Annotated in this window: 16 protein-coding genes; 11 read left to right on the top strand and 5 right to left on the bottom strand. The window is 47.1% G+C overall.

The genetic code is table 11. From position 1 onward, the window contains the following. Positions 1–64 precede the first annotated feature (64 nt). The 3 genes from QUB08_RS23915 to QUB08_RS23905 all read right to left on the bottom strand — a co-directional run bounded on the left by QUB08_RS23915 (position 65) and on the right by QUB08_RS23905 (position 3,408). Positions 65–943 (bottom strand): inositol monophosphatase family protein, encoded by an 879-nt coding sequence (locus QUB08_RS23915; protein ID WP_333227712.1) that lies wholly within the window; start codon positions 941–943, stop codon positions 65–67. Positions 944–1,193: 250 nt separating this feature from the next. After that, entirely contained in the window at positions 1,194–2,318 is a 1,125-nt protein-coding gene (locus tag QUB08_RS23910) for a cupin-like domain-containing protein (RefSeq protein ID WP_333227710.1), read from the bottom strand. Between the two features lie 232 nt (positions 2,319–2,550). Continuing rightward, the gene (locus QUB08_RS23905; RefSeq protein ID WP_333227708.1) at positions 2,551–3,408 is read right to left on the bottom strand and encodes a sugar kinase; all 858 of its coding nucleotides are present in this window, start codon (positions 3,406–3,408) and stop codon (positions 2,551–2,553) included. 83 nt (positions 3,409–3,491) lie between these two features. On the opposite strand from QUB08_RS23905, the gene rsmI reads away from it, so the two are divergent. From rsmI to QUB08_RS23870, 7 genes are all read left to right on the top strand, one after another. Continuing rightward, the gene (gene rsmI, locus QUB08_RS23900) at positions 3,492–4,376 is read left to right on the top strand and encodes a 16S rRNA (cytidine(1402)-2'-O)-methyltransferase (RefSeq protein WP_333227706.1); all 885 of its coding nucleotides are present in this window, start codon (positions 3,492–3,494) and stop codon (positions 4,374–4,376) included. Positions 4,377–4,488: 112 nt separating this feature from the next. Further along, complete coding sequence (locus QUB08_RS23895) at positions 4,489–5,712, top strand: glycosyltransferase (RefSeq protein ID WP_333227704.1); 1,224 nt, start codon at positions 4,489–4,491, stop codon at positions 5,710–5,712. Between the two features lie 233 nt (positions 5,713–5,945). After that, positions 5,946–7,106 carry an FAD-dependent urate hydroxylase HpxO gene (gene hpxO, locus QUB08_RS23890; protein WP_333227702.1) on the top strand — a complete coding sequence of 387 codons (1,161 nt, stop codon included), beginning with the start codon at positions 5,946–5,948 and terminating at the stop codon, positions 7,104–7,106. A gap of 111 nt (positions 7,107–7,217) precedes the next feature. Next, positions 7,218–7,580, top strand: a complete 363-nt coding sequence (uraH, locus tag QUB08_RS23885) for a hydroxyisourate hydrolase (RefSeq protein ID WP_333227700.1) — start codon at positions 7,218–7,220, stop codon at positions 7,578–7,580. A gap of 297 nt (positions 7,581–7,877) precedes the next feature. Then, positions 7,878–8,897, top strand: coding sequence for an aromatic ring-hydroxylating dioxygenase subunit alpha (locus QUB08_RS23880; protein WP_333227698.1), 1,020 nt, complete (start codon positions 7,878–7,880; stop codon positions 8,895–8,897). A gap of 280 nt (positions 8,898–9,177) precedes the next feature. Beyond that, positions 9,178–9,675 (top strand): 2-oxo-4-hydroxy-4-carboxy-5-ureidoimidazoline decarboxylase, encoded by a 498-nt coding sequence (gene uraD / locus QUB08_RS23875; protein WP_333227696.1) that lies wholly within the window; start codon positions 9,178–9,180, stop codon positions 9,673–9,675. A gap of 310 nt (positions 9,676–9,985) precedes the next feature. Next, positions 9,986–10,141 carry a hypothetical protein gene (locus tag QUB08_RS23870; protein ID WP_333227694.1) on the top strand — a complete coding sequence of 52 codons (156 nt, stop codon included), beginning with the start codon at positions 9,986–9,988 and terminating at the stop codon, positions 10,139–10,141. Here QUB08_RS23870 and QUB08_RS23865 read toward each other — a convergent pair. After that, on the bottom strand, positions 10,126–10,896 hold the full coding sequence (locus QUB08_RS23865) for an ABC transporter permease (RefSeq protein WP_333227692.1): 771 nt from the start codon (positions 10,894–10,896) through the stop codon (positions 10,126–10,128). The genes QUB08_RS23870 and QUB08_RS23865 overlap by 16 nt on opposite strands. A gap of 13 nt (positions 10,897–10,909) precedes the next feature. Continuing rightward, positions 10,910–11,737: an ABC transporter ATP-binding protein gene (locus QUB08_RS23860; RefSeq protein WP_333227690.1), complete on the bottom strand. Its 828-nt coding sequence runs from the start codon at positions 11,735–11,737 to the stop codon at positions 10,910–10,912. Positions 11,738–12,165: 428 nt separating this feature from the next. Between QUB08_RS23860 and QUB08_RS23855 the strand changes: the two genes are divergently transcribed. From QUB08_RS23855 to puuE, 4 genes are all read left to right on the top strand, one after another. Beyond that, entirely contained in the window at positions 12,166–13,287 is a 1,122-nt protein-coding gene (locus QUB08_RS23855) for an ABC transporter substrate-binding protein (RefSeq protein WP_333227688.1), read from the top strand. A gap of 182 nt (positions 13,288–13,469) precedes the next feature. Beyond that, the gene (locus tag QUB08_RS23850) at positions 13,470–15,707 is read left to right on the top strand and encodes an iron uptake porin (protein WP_333227687.1); all 2,238 of its coding nucleotides are present in this window, start codon (positions 13,470–13,472) and stop codon (positions 15,705–15,707) included. A gap of 296 nt (positions 15,708–16,003) precedes the next feature. Then, a complete protein-coding gene (locus tag QUB08_RS23845) occupies positions 16,004–16,717 on the top strand; it encodes a GntR family transcriptional regulator (protein WP_333227685.1) in 714 nt (237 codons plus the stop codon). Between the two features lie 88 nt (positions 16,718–16,805). Further along, entirely contained in the window at positions 16,806–17,729 is a 924-nt protein-coding gene (gene puuE / locus QUB08_RS23840; protein WP_333227683.1) for an allantoinase PuuE, read from the top strand. Positions 17,730–17,748: the final 19 nt, after the last annotated feature.

The raw sequence follows: 17,748 nt of genomic DNA, 5'->3' as shown, positions 1-17,748 counted from the left end.
CTAAAACTTATTCGTTACCATCTTTACGGGCGATTCCCTACGGGATAGCTTCGCACGCGCGGACTTACTTCAAACTCGCATCTATCCCCGCTAAAATCTCATCAGCTTGCCCGCACAAAGCAGCATGACAGCAACCGTTACTCGCCAACAATCCCCCCCACTGACTCACATCTCCCCGGTTATATTGCAAAGTAGAACCGTCAAAACGAGTAAATTGACCGCCCGCTTCAGTCAAAATTAATTCCGGTGCAGCTAAATCCCAATCTTTCGGTGCAGACTTTCCCGAAAGCGCAATATAAACATCAGCCTTTTGTTCGACAATTGTCGCAATTTTACAGCCAATACTACCGACAGCTATTTGATTTTGACAAGCCAGTTTTTGTAACAATTGATTAAAGCGATCGCCCCGGTGACTGCGGCTAGTTACTATAGATAAATCTGCCACTATATTTCGCGCCGAAACCTGCAATTTGACCGCAGAACCGTCCCGACTTTCCATAAAAGCGCCAGCATCGCGGATTGCGTAATAAATCTTTTGCTGTTGGGGCCAAGCTACAACTGCTAATATCGGTCTTCCCTCGAACGCTAAAGCAATGTGAACGGCAAATTCCCCAGTCCTGTCAATAAAATCTCGCGTTCCATCCAAAGGGTCAATAATCCAAACCCAACTTTGAGGTAAGGGAATTTGACCGTTGGTTTCTAAATAAGATTTGTAAGTTTCTTCGGTGAGATAGCCAAACTCTGTATTCCCTAAAGCCGACTGCAATTCGTCGAGAATGTAAGAATTGACAGCGATATCGGCGGCGGTGACGGGGCCATCTTTTTTCTCTTGGATGTCAAGGTTAGGAGTGTTGGAGTCCTGCCGATAATAGGATTGTAGGATATCTGATGCACTCCAGGCGATCAATCGCGAAATTGCGCTTAATTCTTCGAGATTTTTCATTAATTTACTTTTTTTGAACCGCAGATGAACGCCGATTAACGCAGATTTCTGTAGGGGCGGTGCCCCGTGCCCGCCCCTGGGAACTATACATTTACTCGTTCCCAGGAAGAGCCTGGGAATGCCTACCCGGAGACTCTGCCTCCTTCTTCCTGTTGGCAAAATCAGGCGCAGAGCTTTCCTTTTCCTATTAGTATAATCGGAGGCAGAGCCTCTAGATATGCGTTACCAGGCAGAGCCTAGTAACGAGAGATTACCAATTAATATGAGGATATTTCCATTCATAATAATTAGGAAACACAAAATTAGTAAACGAAACCGAAATACTAACCTCCAATGATTTTACATGGTGCCACCAACCGACCGGAATAAAGATAGCCTCTCCCGGTTCCAAAATTACTTCAATAATTTTTGCATCTCTGTAAAGCGGGTATTTTTCGTAATCGGGATTTTCGCCGTCCACCTTGCTGAAAACTCCGACGTGATTGTAAAGCAGAGGTGTTTGTTGGGGAGAAATCAACTTAATTAGTTTGCGACCAGACACTTGAGCTAAAATTAAATTAACTGGGTCATGGTGCAGCGGTGTAATCGTGCCTTTCGGACCGAACCAAAAGAAAACTCTGCCTTTTGTATCCGTCGGATTGAGGTATTCTGGGAATATTTCAATGTCGTTAAATAGCGGTTTAAATTCCTCTCTTTCCAAAGTTTGATTGTTAGCAACCATGTAGTAGTCGTTGCTAGGCCCGCCCTTGACCACCATCTCTACATATTTACGGAACAAAACAATTTTTTTGTGATTTTCTATCTTGATTTCGTAATTCGGGTCTGAATTGCGGTTGGCTTGAATTTGTACTTCTGCATCGCCATATTTTTGCTGCAAATACTCCGGCGTCCACAACTGCAACGCTTTCCAGTTGTGCATAATATTGGTAATAATTACGGGAGTATTTTTGGCGTAGTAATTTTCGAGAAAATACTCTCTGGAAAGGCTGCTTTTGCGTTCGATTGTGCCAAACTTGGAAGACAATGCAGCTAATTGATTGTTAATCCTGAGATGCGATTCTAATTTCTGCAATAACTGCACGTATTGACTGCCTGCTTGGAAGTAGGGATGAGAGGAGATTTCCCTAACTTCTGCGGTGGCTGTTTCCGCATCTATGCCGGTACTTATTAAGGCTTGAATGATTTCGGCGTCGGGTTGATTTAATAATTTGTTTGCCGCCACCCACTGTTTCATATTGTCGGGGACTTCTTGTTTGCTTGGGGTGAGTAGATTGGGCAAGTTTTGTGTCAGCCATTCTAGGTTAACTTGCTGTTGTTCTGTTAGGGTAATCCGCAAAGGGGGAAGGGTGATAGTTAGGGGTTGGGTGTCAGGCATGATTCGGGTATGTTTTTTTGGGAGTGTTTTGTGTGACTTTAACTTGTCTTACTAATATAGCAATTTTGTTAACGAACCGCGAAGGCGCTAAGGGCGCGAAGGAAGAGAAGAGAGAAGTTCACAAATTTTGTCTAGGTTGCTGTCAGGATTTTAACTTAACAGGTGTTGCCAGTTCAAGTTTTCTAGCTGGGAGGGTTTTCCCCCGGATACTTTGGTTAATTTTAATTTAAAATTAACCCTTATTCATCCAGGCGCGGGTTCCGAAGTTTTTGCAGGAATCGGAAGCGATTTTAGCTGCTGCAGTGAGAGTATCTGTAAAGTTATTTTCCACAATGTAGTGACAGAAAGCCCCGTGAAAGATGTCGCCAGCGCCTAAAGTGTCTGTGGCTTTAATTTGAGGTACTTCTATAGTGCCATAACTGCCATTGCTGAGGTATAAAAGTGATTTTTCGCCGCGAGTGATGGCAATATGGGAAATTCCGGCTGTTGAGAGATAAGCAAAGACTTGTTCTGAATTCTCGCAGTCGGGTGGATGAAAATTCTCGGAACATACCGCCCATTCAATAAAAGGCAATATTTCCTCTAATCCGGGTTTCCAACTGCCACCGTCGAGGAGAATGGGAATGTTTTTTGACTGGGCAAGTTGAGCAATTTCTTGGCTGGCTGCGATTTGATGTCCGTCAAGCAGTACAATATTAACGGATGTTAACATATCCTCGTTAATTGTTTGACTGTCAACTTGCGATTTCGTAGCATTGATCGAAATTACCGATCGATCGCCCGTTGCTTCAGTTACAATAATCGAGGAAACTGGCGGCGAGTGCGATCGCCCTGGTGCCAAATCGACTATCCTGACATTATACTCCGCTAAGTCTGCACGAATTAATTGGGCGATCGCGTGAGTACCCAAAACACCAGCCCATACCGCCGCATTCCCCAAATAGCTAAAAGTGACCGCAGCATTTGCCGCCGGCCCGCCCGCAGCAATGGTACAATCAGAAGCAACAACTTTCTGATTTTCACCCGGAGGCTTCTGGGCCAAATAAACTAAATCTAAAGTCGCCAATCCCAAAAACAATCCTGTTTTCATATCTTCTTAAATATGTGGCATGGGCCTGTGGCATGGGCGTCCCGCCCGTGTCCCATCTGCGGTTAAAAAATCCCAATCTTAAAATGCAAGCAAATCCCAATACAGGAACACTTTACATCGTAGGAACCCCGATCGGCAACCTCGAAGACATGACCTTTCGCGCCATCCGAATCTTGCAAACAGTAGACTTCATCGCCGCCGAAGATACCCGCCATACAGGCAAACTCTTGCACCATTTTCAAATCAAAACCCCCCAAATCAGCTATCACGAACACAACCAACACCAACGACTCCCCGAACTCATCGACAAACTGCATTTAGGCAAAGATATCGCCCTCGTCACCGATGCCGGAATGCCGGGAATTTCTGACCCCGGATACGAGTTGATCAAAGCCTGCGCCGATGCTAATATTAACATTATTCCGATTCCCGGCCCGACCGCCTGCATTGTTGGCATAACTGCATCAGGATTACCCACAGAAAGATTTGTATTTGAAGGTTTCTTACCCGTGAAAGGTCAAGAACGCCAACAAAGTTTAGAAGCTTTGCAAATAGAATCCCGCACTATAATATTATACGAATCTCCCCACCGATTGCGGCAAACTTTACAAGATTTAGCAAATAGTTTGGGAAGCGACAGACAGATTGTGCTGGCGAGAGAGTTAACTAAAATGCACGAAGAGTTTTGGCGTGGTAGTATAGAAAGTGCGATCAAACTTTACACCAATCGCGAACCCCAGGGAGAATTCACCCTCGTAATAGCCGGCATCCAAACAGCCGCACCAATTTTCTCCGAAGACGCCATCAAAGCAGAATTGCAAACCTTAATTGCAGAAGGCATAAGTCGTTCCCAAGCCAGCCGCCAGCTAGCGCAACAAACATCCCTCCCCCGCCGCCAAATCTACCAACTCGCCCTGACACTAGACGACAATGAATCACCACTAGAACAACCCTTAAATGAAGTGTGAATAACTCTCTTCTCTTCTCCTCTGCGCCCTCTGTGTCCTCTGCGGTTCATAAAAAAAAAATCTTGTTCACAAAACCAATAACATTGCTATACAATAATACCAAAAAACTTCTATGGTACGCGGAAACTACGATCGACAAAAACCATATTTACGCAACCCCCACATCAACAAACCAATCGCCGAAATTTATGCAGACTTAGACGCCTTTAGCTGGGAGATATTTGAAGACCAACCCCACCGCTTCGATACCGTCAGTTTCTACGTCTTGCTTCCCCCGCTGTTTTACGAAGGGCGTTTCATCAAAGGAATTTACTTCAGCGAAGCAGTAGAACTCATCAACAAACTATTTCCCCAACTTTCCTCAGTATTTTTCTCCTTCACCTATTCCCCCGGAATCTCCTATTCCTGGGCCCCCATAGCTGACGCCTACTCAAGTTTATACAAAAACCCGCAGCGGGATAAATGGTTTCGCGAAACTTATGTCGATCGCGCCCACAAACCAATCATACCACTGCAAGACACCGACTTCATCAACGAATACTTAATTTCCCCGCGCAACGTCCCCGCCAAAGACATAGACTTGTTAGCCGTCGCCCGAATTTCCGAAGAAAAAAATTTGCCAATGATAGCCAAAGCGTTAAAAGTTTACCGCCAAAAATATCCGCAAAAACCGATAAAGTTAACAGTAGTCACCGGTCACGAATTTGATGCTAGCAACCTGAAAACTCTCGACGAGTACGCCTTAAAAGAATGGCGGCAAATAGAGGAAATTTTAACCAATCCCTCCGACTACATTAACTTAGTGCCGAGAGTTGACTACTACAGCGAAATCCCCACATATTATTCGCGGGCGCAAGCATTCGTCCTCGGTTCGCTCCTCGAAGGAAAAAACCGGGGAATTACCGAAGCAATGAGTTGCAACGTACCAGTAATTTGTTTTGAAGAATTCAACCAATACGCCAGAGGCAACTCGCCAGTTTTCCCCGAAGGTGCGGGTCTTTACGCCAAATTTGACCCAGAATCCTTAGCCGATACTATATATACAGTATTGGAAAATCAGGCAGAATTTAAGCCACGATATCAGTATTTAAAGCATTGCGGGCGCAAGAACTTTTTCAATACTTGTATAGACAGTTTTCCTTACTATCAGCACAACATTCCCGACTACAAACCGGGAGATGCGATTAACAATTTGTGGCTGGATTTAGCGGTTCAGCAAAACTATCAAGTCAGCTTGAACAGCTTTTTGTACGGAGGTTCACCCCTTTCTCACCTGCGCGGGATAAATACAATTCAGCAAAATCTCGGCGAGTTAACAAAATTTATAGCTGAGTAAGATACCCACAGTAGGGACACGGCAATGCCGTGTCCCTACGGGGATATGCCGCACCAAAGCCGATCGCAATTTGCCTAAAACCGCATAAATTAGTAATTTACGATACAGTAAAAACCGCTATTTTGGTATTATAAAAGATAGTGAGTTTCACAATTAGGGCAGACCGGAAACAATAGTTATTTAACTGTTATCAATTCTGGAAATAAGATGTCATTCAGCAGGAGAAACACATAATGCACGACTTGAAAGTTGTCATCATCGGTGCGGGAATTGGCGGCTTAACTGCGGGCATAGCCCTCGAACAAGCGGGCTATCAAGTTGAAATTTACGATCGCGTAAAAGAACTGCGTCCCGCCGGAGCAGGCATCTCCCTGTGGTCGAACGGCGTCAAAGTTCTCAACCGCCTCGGCTTAGGCGAAAAAATGGCAAAAATCGGCGGTCAAATGGAGCGCATGGAATACCGCACCAAAACCGGCGAACTCCTGAATGACATCGATTTAATGCCGCTAATTCAACAAGTCGGTCAGCGCCCCTATCCCGTTGCCCGCCGCGATTTGCAGAATATGTTGCTAGCAGCATTTAAGGGAGAAGTCAAGCTCGACCGCAAGTGTATTTCTGTAGAAGAAGACGAAAGCGGAGTAACAGCAATCTTTGAAAATGGAGACAAAGCGCGGGGCGATTTGTTAGTGGCGGCTGACGGCGTGCGATCGATTTTGCGTACATATATATTGGGCCGCGAAGTAGAGCCGAAATACGGCGGCTATATCAACTGGAACGGGTTAGTTCCGGCAGATGAAGAACTCGCGCCGAAAAACACTTGGGCGATATATGTCGGCGAACACAAACGGGCGTCAATGATGCCCGTAGCGGGCGATCGATTTTACTTTTTCTTAGATGTTCCTTTGCCCAAAGGTACACCCGCCAATCCCGACAATTACAAAGCGGAACTTAAAGAACACTTTCAAGGCTGGGCCGAGCCCGTGCAATTGTTAATAGACAGGTTCGATCCCGCAGCAGTGGCGCGGCCGGAAATTCACGACGTAGGGCCGATCGACCGCTTCGTTCGCGGTAAAGTTGCTTTGCTGGGAGATTCCGCCCACGCCACCTGCCCGGATCTCGGACAAGGCGGCTGTCAGGCGATGGAAGATGCGCTGGTACTCAGTAACTACCTTTTGAGTACGAATTTGGGCGTAGAATTCGCGCTAAAACGTTACGAAACCGAGCGGAAACAGCGGGCCAATGCAGTTGTAGAAAAAGCCCGACAGCGCGCGGAACAAATACACGGCAAAGATCCGCAGGTAACAGAACAGTGGTACGAACAATTGGCTGATGAACGGCCTACTGATGTCACCGATGCGATCGCCAAAGTCATCGCGGCCGGCCCGTTACACTAATAGAAACAGATAATTGCCAGGACACAGCAGTGCTGTGTCCCTACGGATACCGGGTTCATTTAAATTGCTGCGCGCAAAATAGATCGAACACTAACATTTAACCTTGCAAAAATGTCAGGCAAACTTACTACTCACGTTCTCGATACAGCCCGCGGCTGTGCGGCAGCAAATATGTCGATCGCCCTGCATTCAATTGACCCAAACTCCGGCGAAAAAACCCTGCTGAAAACTGTAACAACTAATGCTGACGGCCGCACCGCAGATCCGTTACTATCAGAAAGCGAACTCAAACCGGGAGTTTACGAATTAGTCTTTTCCGTTGGCGAATACTTCGCGCAGTGTGCCGAAAATTTGCCAGAACCGCCGTTTTTAAACATCGTTCCGATTCAGTTCGGCATCGCCGATTCAAGCGCACATTATCACGTACCTTTGCTTGTTTCGCCTTGGTCTTACAGTACCTATCGCGGTAGTTGAAGAGAACTCACATTTTGCACCTCAAGAACAGGCTTTCCGGCCTGTTCCACAAAGAATGAATTTCTTGTGGGTGGGCGCACTTCAAGAACAGGCTTTCCGGCCTGTTCCACAAAGAATGAATTTCTTGTGGGGTGCACCTCAAGAACAGGCTTTCCGGCCTGTTCCACAAAGAATGAATTTCTTGTGGGGAGTAGGGGTTGGGCAGGAGAGCCCGCCCATAAAAACCTTACTGAGAATGGTGCAAGATGTCAGATAGAAGGAAGAAGCGTTTAGTTATTATTTAAAAGAGGAGGAATTATGTTAGTTACGAAGCAACCTATTTTCAAACGATTCTGGTATCCAGTGATTCCTACATCCGAATTGTCCGGCGAACCAAAAGCTTTTGAACTCTTAGGAGAATCTATCGTTTTGTGGTTGGATTCCGAAGGCAAACCCGCCGCAGTTGAAGACCGCTGCTGTCACCGCACGGCTAAACTGTCGATCGGCAAAATTGTCGGCGGCAACATTTGCTGCGCTTACCACGGCTGGACATTCAACTCATCTGGAACCTGCGTCAGCGTTCCGCAGCAGCAAAACGGCGCAATTTCTGCAAATTATAAAGTAAAAGCTTACCGCACGCGCGATCGCTACGGATACGTTTGGGTTTGTCTGGGAGAACCGCTGGCAGAAATTCCCGATATTCCCGAAGCTGGAGACTCGAATTACCGCCAAATTCACGAATTTTACGAACGCTGGAATTGTGCGGGATTGCGAGTAATGGAAAATGAATTAGATATGGCGCATCCGTCTTTTGTACATACCGCAACTTTCGGTAGCGAAGCACATCTCGCCCCGGATGTAATGGAATTTGAAGAAACAGAATGGGAACTGCACTACCGCAGCATTTTAGGCGTAGCAAATCCCGCACAGCAACAGCAAAACTTAAAAATCGAGCAACAAGAAACCGTGCGGACGATCGACGGAATTTGGTTTATGCCCTTTACCGTCAAACTGCGGATTGTTTACCCAAACGGACTCGTTCACATCATCGTCAATACCATGACTCCGATTAACGATTCCACATCTCAAATGGTGCAATTTTCCCTCCGCAACGATACCGAAGCAGATGCTAAAACCAGCGATATTATTGCCTTCGATCGCGCCGTTACATTAGAAGACAAACGCATTTTAGAAACCACCGATTGCGACGTACCCCTCGACATCACCCAAGAACAGCATATGCTGACAGATAAACCGGGAATCATCATCCGCCGCAAAATTGCTGCACTCCTAAAAGCCCACGGCGAAGTCGAACAAACTCAAGTCAGCAGTCATTAGTCATCAGTCAGTAGTCAGTAGTCATCAGATCGATCATAGGTCGGGGCGGGTTTTTGAGATTGTCGGTTTTTGGCGACTATTGTTGGTGAGGGGAGCCCCTACAGGAATCATGGTCAATCGACCGGACATAATATAACTTCCCGGTAGAAGATAATTTACTTCTTCCCCCTTCTTCCCTCTTTCTTCGTGCCCTTCGCGTCTTCGCGGTTCAATAAAAATAATTCCTCCGATACCAAACGAATAAAACAAACCTAATTAAAATTAATCAACCCAATTCAAAATGCCATACTCTTTAGTTCAACTCAACCAACTCAGCCAGGAGGAATTTACACAAGCCCTGGGCGAGATTTTTGAACACACACCCGCGATCGCCCGCCGCACTTGGGACGATCGCCCTTTTGCCTCCACAGCCGATTTGCACGCCAAAATGGTAACAGTTGTCAGCGCCATGACTCAATCCGAAAAATTAGCTTTGATTCAAGCGCATCCTGACTTAGGAAGCAAAGCAAAAATGGCGGAAGCATCCGTTAGCGAACAAGCCGGTGCGGGTTTGGATCGACTTTCTGCTGAGGAGTTCGATCGATTTCAATTCCTCAATCGATCGTACCGCGAAAAGTTTGGTTTCCCCTTCATTGCTGCGGTGAAAAAACACACTAAAACCAGAATTCTCGAAGCATTTAAACAGCGCCTCAATAATTCCCCGGAAACTGAAATGCAGCAGGCTTTAGCTGAAATTTGCGAGATTGCCCGCTTTCGGATCGAGTCAGCAATCCGATGATGCAGTCAAATTATTGTGGGGTGGGCGTCTCGCCCGCCCAAATTTAGTCTCAGACACGACTCTAAAGAAACCGGGTTTTTTTACGAAAATTCTTCGTTGCAGCCCGCAGGTTCGGTAAAAAACCCGGTTTCTGGGGTCCAATGACAATTTAAATGCAGGAAATATCACCCGATCGGGTGATACTTCCCGCCCAAAAAGTTCTATAATAGTATCATAAGACACAGAAAAAGATTCGGACATACCAAATCAAGCTGGTATGGTGACAGGTTTCCATGTGTCTCCCAGAAACCACTCTCTTGGAGGCAAAGTTATGACATTCTTCAATCGCCAACTCACAAAAAAATCCCCCGCGCCATTACCTGTAGAAGAAATTAAACAGGCTCAGCACGAAGAACCTTCAGGCCACCTGCACGGCATTTTCCGGCACTGGATGTGGCTTAGCCCATCCAATCACCGCGCCCAGTAAATCAGGTATTTCTCCGCCGCCGCAAACAAGCCATAAAGCACGGTTCCCATCACAGCCAAAACCATCAATCCTGCAAAACCTAAAGGCACGTCAAAGTTAGAACTCGCGGTGACAATTAAGTAACCGAGGCCTTTGTTGGATGCTACTGTTTCCGAAATAACAGCGCCGACAAAGGCGAGGGAAATTGCTACTTTTAGGGATGCAAAAACGTAGGGTAAGGTGTGGGGGAACCCAACTTTTTGGAATATTTCTATTTGGGATGCACCCAGCGATCGCATTACATCTTTCATCTCGGGTTCCACTGTATCTAATCCTAAAGCTACGTTAACGGCGATCGGGAAAAATGCCAGCAAAAAAGCAGTCAGAATTGCCGGCACCGTACCGATGCCAAACCACAGCGCAAACAGCGGCACTAACGCTACCTTCGGTACAGTATTGAACCCAACTAATAGCGGGTACAGAACTACATAGGCAATCCGCGAATATCCGATTAGAAAACCCAGCACTATGCCCGCTACAATGGCGAGGATGAAACCCGCGAGAGTTGTAAACAGAGTTTGTCCGGTGTTTTCGATCAGTGCTTTGCTTTGAGTGAAAGTTGCGACGATAATCGCAGAAGGTGCGGGCAAGTTGTACGGGGGAATTTTGAACAGGAATACCAGAATTTCCCACACCACGAACAGCAAGATTGTGGCAGCAATTGGCAGGACAATACTTGCCGTTTTTGAGCGCGCAAATTTTTCTAAATTATCCATTGCTTTTTCGTTTTTAATTGCGGTGAATGTGCCGGCGCAGTTCTGCTACGATGTGGTTGAAGTCATCCGACAGGATCATATCTAGATTAGTGGGACGCGGCAGGTTGACTTTGACTTTATAGACGATCGAACTCGGACGCGGCCCCATTACATAAACTGTATCCGATAAGAAAACTGCCTCCCGCAAATCGTGAGTGATCAGGATGCAAACGCACTTCACCCGCATCCACAAATCTTGCAGCATCACCCACATTTCCTCGCGGGTGAAAGCATCTAGCGCCCCAAAAGGTTCGTCCAGCAGCAGTATTTCCGGTTGGTGAATTAACCCCCGACACAGGGAAGCCCTCTGCCGCATTCCTCCCGACAATTGCCAGGGAAACTGTTTCTGAAAGTCTTGCAATCCGACTGTAGCTAACAATTCTTGGGCTTGGCGCACAAACTTTTCGCGCCGCTTCGGATCTTTAGATTCCCGCTTGTAAGGCTGCACTACTTCCAGCGGCAGCAGTACGTTGTCGAGGGTATTTCGCCAAGGCAACAGCACGGGATTTTGAAACGCAATTCCGACATTTTTGAGCGGTTTGGTAATCTTTTTGTCCCGAATCCGAATTTCGCCGATCGGGGCTGGAGATAGCCCGGAGACCATCCTCAAAATAGAAGTTTTACCGCAGCCGCTCGGCCCCACAAACGACACAAATTCTCCCTGGGCGATCGACAGAGAAATCTCGTCAATAATTCGCCTGGGTTGCCCGTCAACTCGATACTCTAAACCCACCCGATCGAATTCCAAAAGAGTCGGTTCTTGGGTTTCGATCGCATCTGTTATAATTTTAGGCTGTACCACGGTTAGTCTACCTCCTTTCTTTAGTAGAACATCAACAGTATTATCTCAAGACGAGCTCAACACGAGCTCAACACGATCCCGTCATCACTATCCTGTATACAAAAACAATTTCAAATTTATCTATTTATTGTTGATAATTTGGAATTTTGCTGTATCAGATAATACAAACTTTAGCATAAGCAAGTAAGCGATCGCAGCATCAGCCAGTGCACCCGAAAAGAGCAACTTATCTATTTGATTGTTGTTTAACGAAAACAAAAAAAATGTGTTTGTGTATACAGTACATCAAGTAATTAGAGTATACGGTATACAGCAAGCCAGAGCACTGCTTAACTTGGACGCAATATCCGCAGAGATTAGCGATCGAGTTTAGTGCGCTCAACTAGGTTTTTCCTTCGGTTGGTTGTCCAAATAGCAAGCTTTTTTCCATGAAAAATACGTGGTTAGTACGATCGCTATCCCCAGTGCCGATCGCAGCGCTACTAATTCTAAGTAGCTGCCAATCTCAGCAGCCGAATGCCACAACTACCCCTGCACCGGGGGGAGCAACTACAACAGCGGCGGCGGATACCGCACAGAAACGCACGATCAAAGTCAATCCATCTTGGCTGCTGCAAGGCGACAATGCACCGCTAACAATTGCCATTGAAAAAGGCTATTTCCCAGCCGAAGGATTGGATGTCAAAATAGAGCGGGGCTACGGTTCCTCTGACACAATTACCAAAGTTGCAGCAGGCCAATTCGAGATCGGATTTGGCGATATTTACTCGATGATGGAGTTCAACGCCAAGAATCCAAACGATCCAGTAGTAGCAGTTGCAGTACCTTACAACCGATCGGCTTTTGCAATTGTCGCCCTCAAGTCGAGCAACATAGCAGATCCTAAAGGATTAGCCGGCAAAAAGCTAGGAGCTCCCGCAGGAGATGCACCCCGCAAATTGTGGCCGGTATTTGCCCAAAAAACGGGCGTGCAGGCCGACTCAGTAGAGTGGATTACAATGGAGCCCAAGCTGCGCGAAACATTATTAATTAAAGGCGATGTGGATGCGGTGACCGGCTTTGCAACAACGATAATCCCTGCATTAGAAAAAGCAGGCAGAAAACCCGAAGATATGAATGTCTTTTACTACACCGAGAACGGTTTAGATTTGTACGGAAATGCGATCGTTGTTAAAAAAGCCTTTTTAGAAAAAAATCCAGAAGTAGTAAAAGGCTTTTTGAGAGCGTATTTTAAAGGACTTCAAGATACATTAAAAGATCCGGCAGCCGGATTGGAATCGGTGGTGAAAGCTGGAGATAGCTTGATGGACAAAAATGCGGAAAAGCGCCGCCTGCAAATTGCTTTAGAAAGGCTGTACGTCACTCCCGAAGTTGAAAAAGTTGGTTTGGGAGGAGTCGATCCAACTCGTCTGGAAGCCACAGCCAAACAAGTAGCAGAAGTCTTAAAGATTGAAGCTCCGCCAGTTAATCAGATATTTGATGAGAGCTATTTGCCTCCCAAAGAGGAGCGGGCTTTACCTCCTGCTGCCGATCGCAAACCCTTGACTTAAAAGTCGATCGAATATATTGCCGTTGTCCGAGATCGCTCGGCGGTTGAAACCGCTCCTTGTCAAACAAAGTCCGCCTGCGCGGACTAAGAAATCGAGGGGTATTCTACTCGTTACCAGGCAGAGCCTGGTAACGCAGATCCGGAGGCTCTGCCTCCAATTTCGCTATTTACGGTGTGAGGATCATGTCTAAATCTTTGTTTTTCCAAATCCTGCTGACAGCAACGCCAGCCTTTTTTTGTATTAATTTTCTGCATTCTCCTGCCAGCTTTGCTGCGGAAATGGCCGCTGCTGAAACCGAGGAAGCAAAAGCCCTGACAGCAGAGTTACCGCTAGCAGAATTAGTTGCATCGCCAGTGGCGATCGCACCAAGTCAAACACAGATAAACCCTGCGGTAACGCCAGAAATAAACGCCGCTATTGAACTAAACAAGCAACACAAATCCGAGCCGATTTCCCTCCTTTTTAACAGCGAAAATCTCGCAGCAGTTCCCCAATCAAACAATCTAGAAGCTGCAAACACAGTAACTGAAGAATCCGGCGAAGCACAAATTGCGATCGCACCAATTCCCACCCAGACAAATCCAGCGGTAACACCAGAAAATCCCGCCGCGATCGCACCCAAAAATCAACCAGAAACAGAGCCGGAAAAAGTTCCAGCATTTTCTCAAGAAAACGAAGTAAAACCTACAGAAACAGCAGCCCAAGAATCCGCCGGATCGAACGTATTGGCAGAGTCAATGCAAACGCAGGAAAATCTGGCGCCGGCAAGTATTGACGATATCCAACAGGTAGATAGCCTGGAAATAAACGACGCTTCCGAAATAGAGCAAGTTACCTCAGTTTCCCAACTCAGCGATGTCAAACCCACAGATTGGGCATTTCAAGCACTGCAATCATTAGTTGAACGCTACGGCTGCATCGCAGGATATCCCGACGGCACCTATCGCGGAAATCGAGCCATGACTCGCTACGAATTCGCCGCCGGCTTGAACGCTTGCCTCGATAAAGTGGCGGAGTTGGTAACAGCAGGAACATCCAACTTAGTCAAAAAAGAAGATTTACAAAAACTCCAGAAACTGCAAGAAGAGTTTGCGGCAGAACTAGCAACGCTGCGCGGTAGAGTCGATGTATTAGAAGCTCGCACGGCGGAGCTAGAATCTAATCAATTCTCGACCACAACGAAACTCAATGCTACGGTTTGGTTCAACCTCACATCAGCATTTCCCACAGGCGATATCACTGCCGAACGCAGCCGCACTGCCCCGAACAGCGCCTTTGCTCCCCCAACTCGCGATGCAAACAATCGACCGACTCGCGTCGATCGGGATACACCTGAAACTACTTTTAGCTACTACGCTTTCTTGACGCTAAATACCTCGTTTACAGGCAAAGATTCCCTGGTGACTCAGTTAGTTTTCGGCAACGGCAACTCGCCTGCAAACGAACTGGTATCGGCGGGTTTTTACAACTCTTGGGGAACGCCGTTTTTAGATCAAACAGGAGTGCCGGCGGCTAATAATGTGGGAATTCGCGAGATGTCCTACACGTTTCCAGTAGGAGATAAAGTTCAAGTTTCGATCGGGCCGCGGTTGAATTATTATCGATACTTTGACGGCAACCGCTTCACTTTCTTTCTGAGGGGGGCGACGAGTTTTAACTCGAACGGAAGTACACTGTTGAATGCAGTCGATCGCGGTTCGGGTGCTGCTGTTACTTGGCAAATTGCCAAACCAGTCAGGTTTACGGCTGCTTATATGGCTGAAAATACAGAATTTTTGAATCCTGCGGTATTCAATACCGCTAGCAATCCCAGCGATGGTTTGTTCAACAGTTCAAACACGATTACAGCGCAATTAGAATACTCTCCCAGCAACTCTTTCAATCTCAGGCTGATTTACGCGCGATCGAGCCTCAAACCTTATAATGGATTCATCGGCGGAGCAGTGGGCGAGCCGCTGCCTTACGGCTATGCAGATGACGGTTTCGGGGGAAGAGTGAGAGACTCCGGTGCAGATGCTTTTGTTGTCAATTTTGATTGGTTGCTGACCCAAAATTTTGGTTTATTCGGGCGGTATTCCTACGGGAAACTTGAGGTGAATCCGGTAAATCGCGATCGCTCTGGCGGAGATATTAAGGTACAGTCTTTTCAAGTCGGGATGGGATTTCCCGATTTGGGAAAAAAGGGCGCGCTGGGTGTACTTTCATTTGTGATTCCCCACGATTACATATCGGGCCGCAGATTTTTGCTGTCGGGCGGGGGTAATGGAGGGACTCAGTACGAGGTAGAGGGTTCGTACTATTACCCGATTACTAATAATATTGCGATCGTCCCGGCATTTTATGCTATCTTCAATGCCAACAATTTTGATGGCAATCCGACTGTATTTGTGGGAAATCTTCGCACTCAGTTTAGCTTTTAAGTAGGCACACGGCTTTTAAGTAGTTACACGGCAATGCCGTGTAACTACAGTTGCAGGTGCGGGTAGGGACACGGCACTGCCGTGTGCCTACAGGTGTCGCGTACAATCTATAGTCCCTACAAATGTCACCTGCAATCTATACCTATCTGGTACAGAAGCGTCAATGTGCTGTATCATTGATAATGAGTCAGCAAAAACAAACTCTCATTTAACATAAAAGTTTTAGATAGGAGGCTGAATCAACCATTTTTAACAATAGTAAACTAACTTTATTTTAAACTGAAGGATAACTGATTGTGGGCCTTTCATTTCGCGCGATTCGCCGCACTCAATCCCTCCACGAACAAACTTACCAAGCTCTCCGAACTGCTATCCTGTCGGGGGAATTAGTAGGTGGAGAACGCTTGATCGAAACTCAATTGGCCCAAATGCTAAACGTCAGCAGAACTCCGGTGAGAGAAGCTTTGTGCCAACTGCAACGAGAGAATTTAGTGACGGTAGATCCGCATCATGGATTGCGCGTCGCTACGCTGTCGATCGCCGATGCTGCGGATCTTTACGATTGCCGGCTCGCTTTGGAACAGTTATCGGCGGCCGGGGCAAGTCAAAATGCTACACCCGCTCAATTGAAACAACTCGAATCGCTCGTCCAGCAGGCAGAAAGTACAACACCCTTGCGATCGGGCGAACTCACCAACTATCAATTGCTGTACGCAGACTGCCAATTTCACCGCTTGCTAGCGCAAAGTTCCGGCAATCCTTGGTTGGTAACTCTGTTGGATCAGGTATTTGACAAAATGATCTTAGTGCGGCTCCGCACAATGGAATACAATCCGGCAGTATTGGAAATTCGCAGCGAACACCGCTGCATTTATCAAGCTGTGAGCGAACAGAATGCACTCGCCGCGGCGCAAGCAATTAAAGAACATTTAATCGCCAGCAAAGCGCGGGTAATTAAAGAAATTCAGGAGATAGAACAGCAGCACGGGAAAATAGATAAGTTAAAATAAAGGCGATCGTACCATTAAAAAGAATCTCTCCCGATGCCAGAGCGACAATCTCAATTAACGATCGCGAGCGTCCCGCTCGCACTGTAATATGTCAGCAAATTATCCGCGAGAATTAATCGGTTACGGGCAAAATCTGCCCCACCCCAAATGGCCCGATCGAGCGCGCATAGCCGTGCAATTTGTCATCAATTACGAAGAAGGCGGAGAAACCTGCATCCTGCACGGAGATGCGTCTTCGGAAACGTTTCTGTCAGAAATTGTTGGGGCCGTCCCCCTATCGGGACTGCGCCACATGAATATGGAATCTTGTTACGAATACGGCAGTCGGGCCGGTTTGTGGCGGCTGCACCGGATGTTTACTTCTAGAAAAATTCCGGTAACAGTTTACGGGGTGGCGATGGCATTAGAAAGGCATCCCGAAGCAGTAGCAGCGATGTTAGAGGCCGATTGGGAAATTGCCAGCCACGGCTACCGCTGGATCGATTATAAGTATTTTGGAGAAGAAGCGGAACGGGAGCACTTGCACAGGGCGATCGCCCTCCATACGCAAGTTACAGGCAGCCGTCCCCTCGGCTGGTATACCGGGCGCACGAGCCCCCATACTCGCAAGCTAGTAGCCGAGGAAGGCGGTTTTCTCTACGATGCCGACAGCTACGCGGACGACCTGCCTTACTGGGTGTACGAGTGCTCGCGACCCCACCTAGTAATTCCCTACACCCTCGACAACAACGATATGCGGTTTGCCACGAGTCAGGGGTTTAATTCCGGCGATCAGTTTTTTGCTTACCTGCGGGATGCTTTCGACGTACTCTACGCCGAGGGCGAGACAGCACCCAAGATGATGAGTGTGGGACTCCACTGCCGTTTGGCGGGCAGGCCGGGGCGCGCTGCTGCCCTGGCGCGTTTTTTGGATTACGTGCAGCAGCACGAAAAGGTGTGGGTATGCCGCCGCATCGATATTGCCCGACACTGGCACGAATATCACAAGCCGATAGTCTCCAAGGAGGACTGAAGTCCTCACTACAAACCTG

The sequence above is a fragment of the Microcoleus sp. BR0-C5 genome (genome assembly GCF_036705045.1).
Lineage (GTDB): Bacteria > Cyanobacteriota > Cyanobacteriia > Cyanobacteriales > Microcoleaceae > Microcoleus.
Note: the sequence above shows the minus strand (reverse complement) of the source record. Positions and strands in the feature narration are given on the sequence as shown.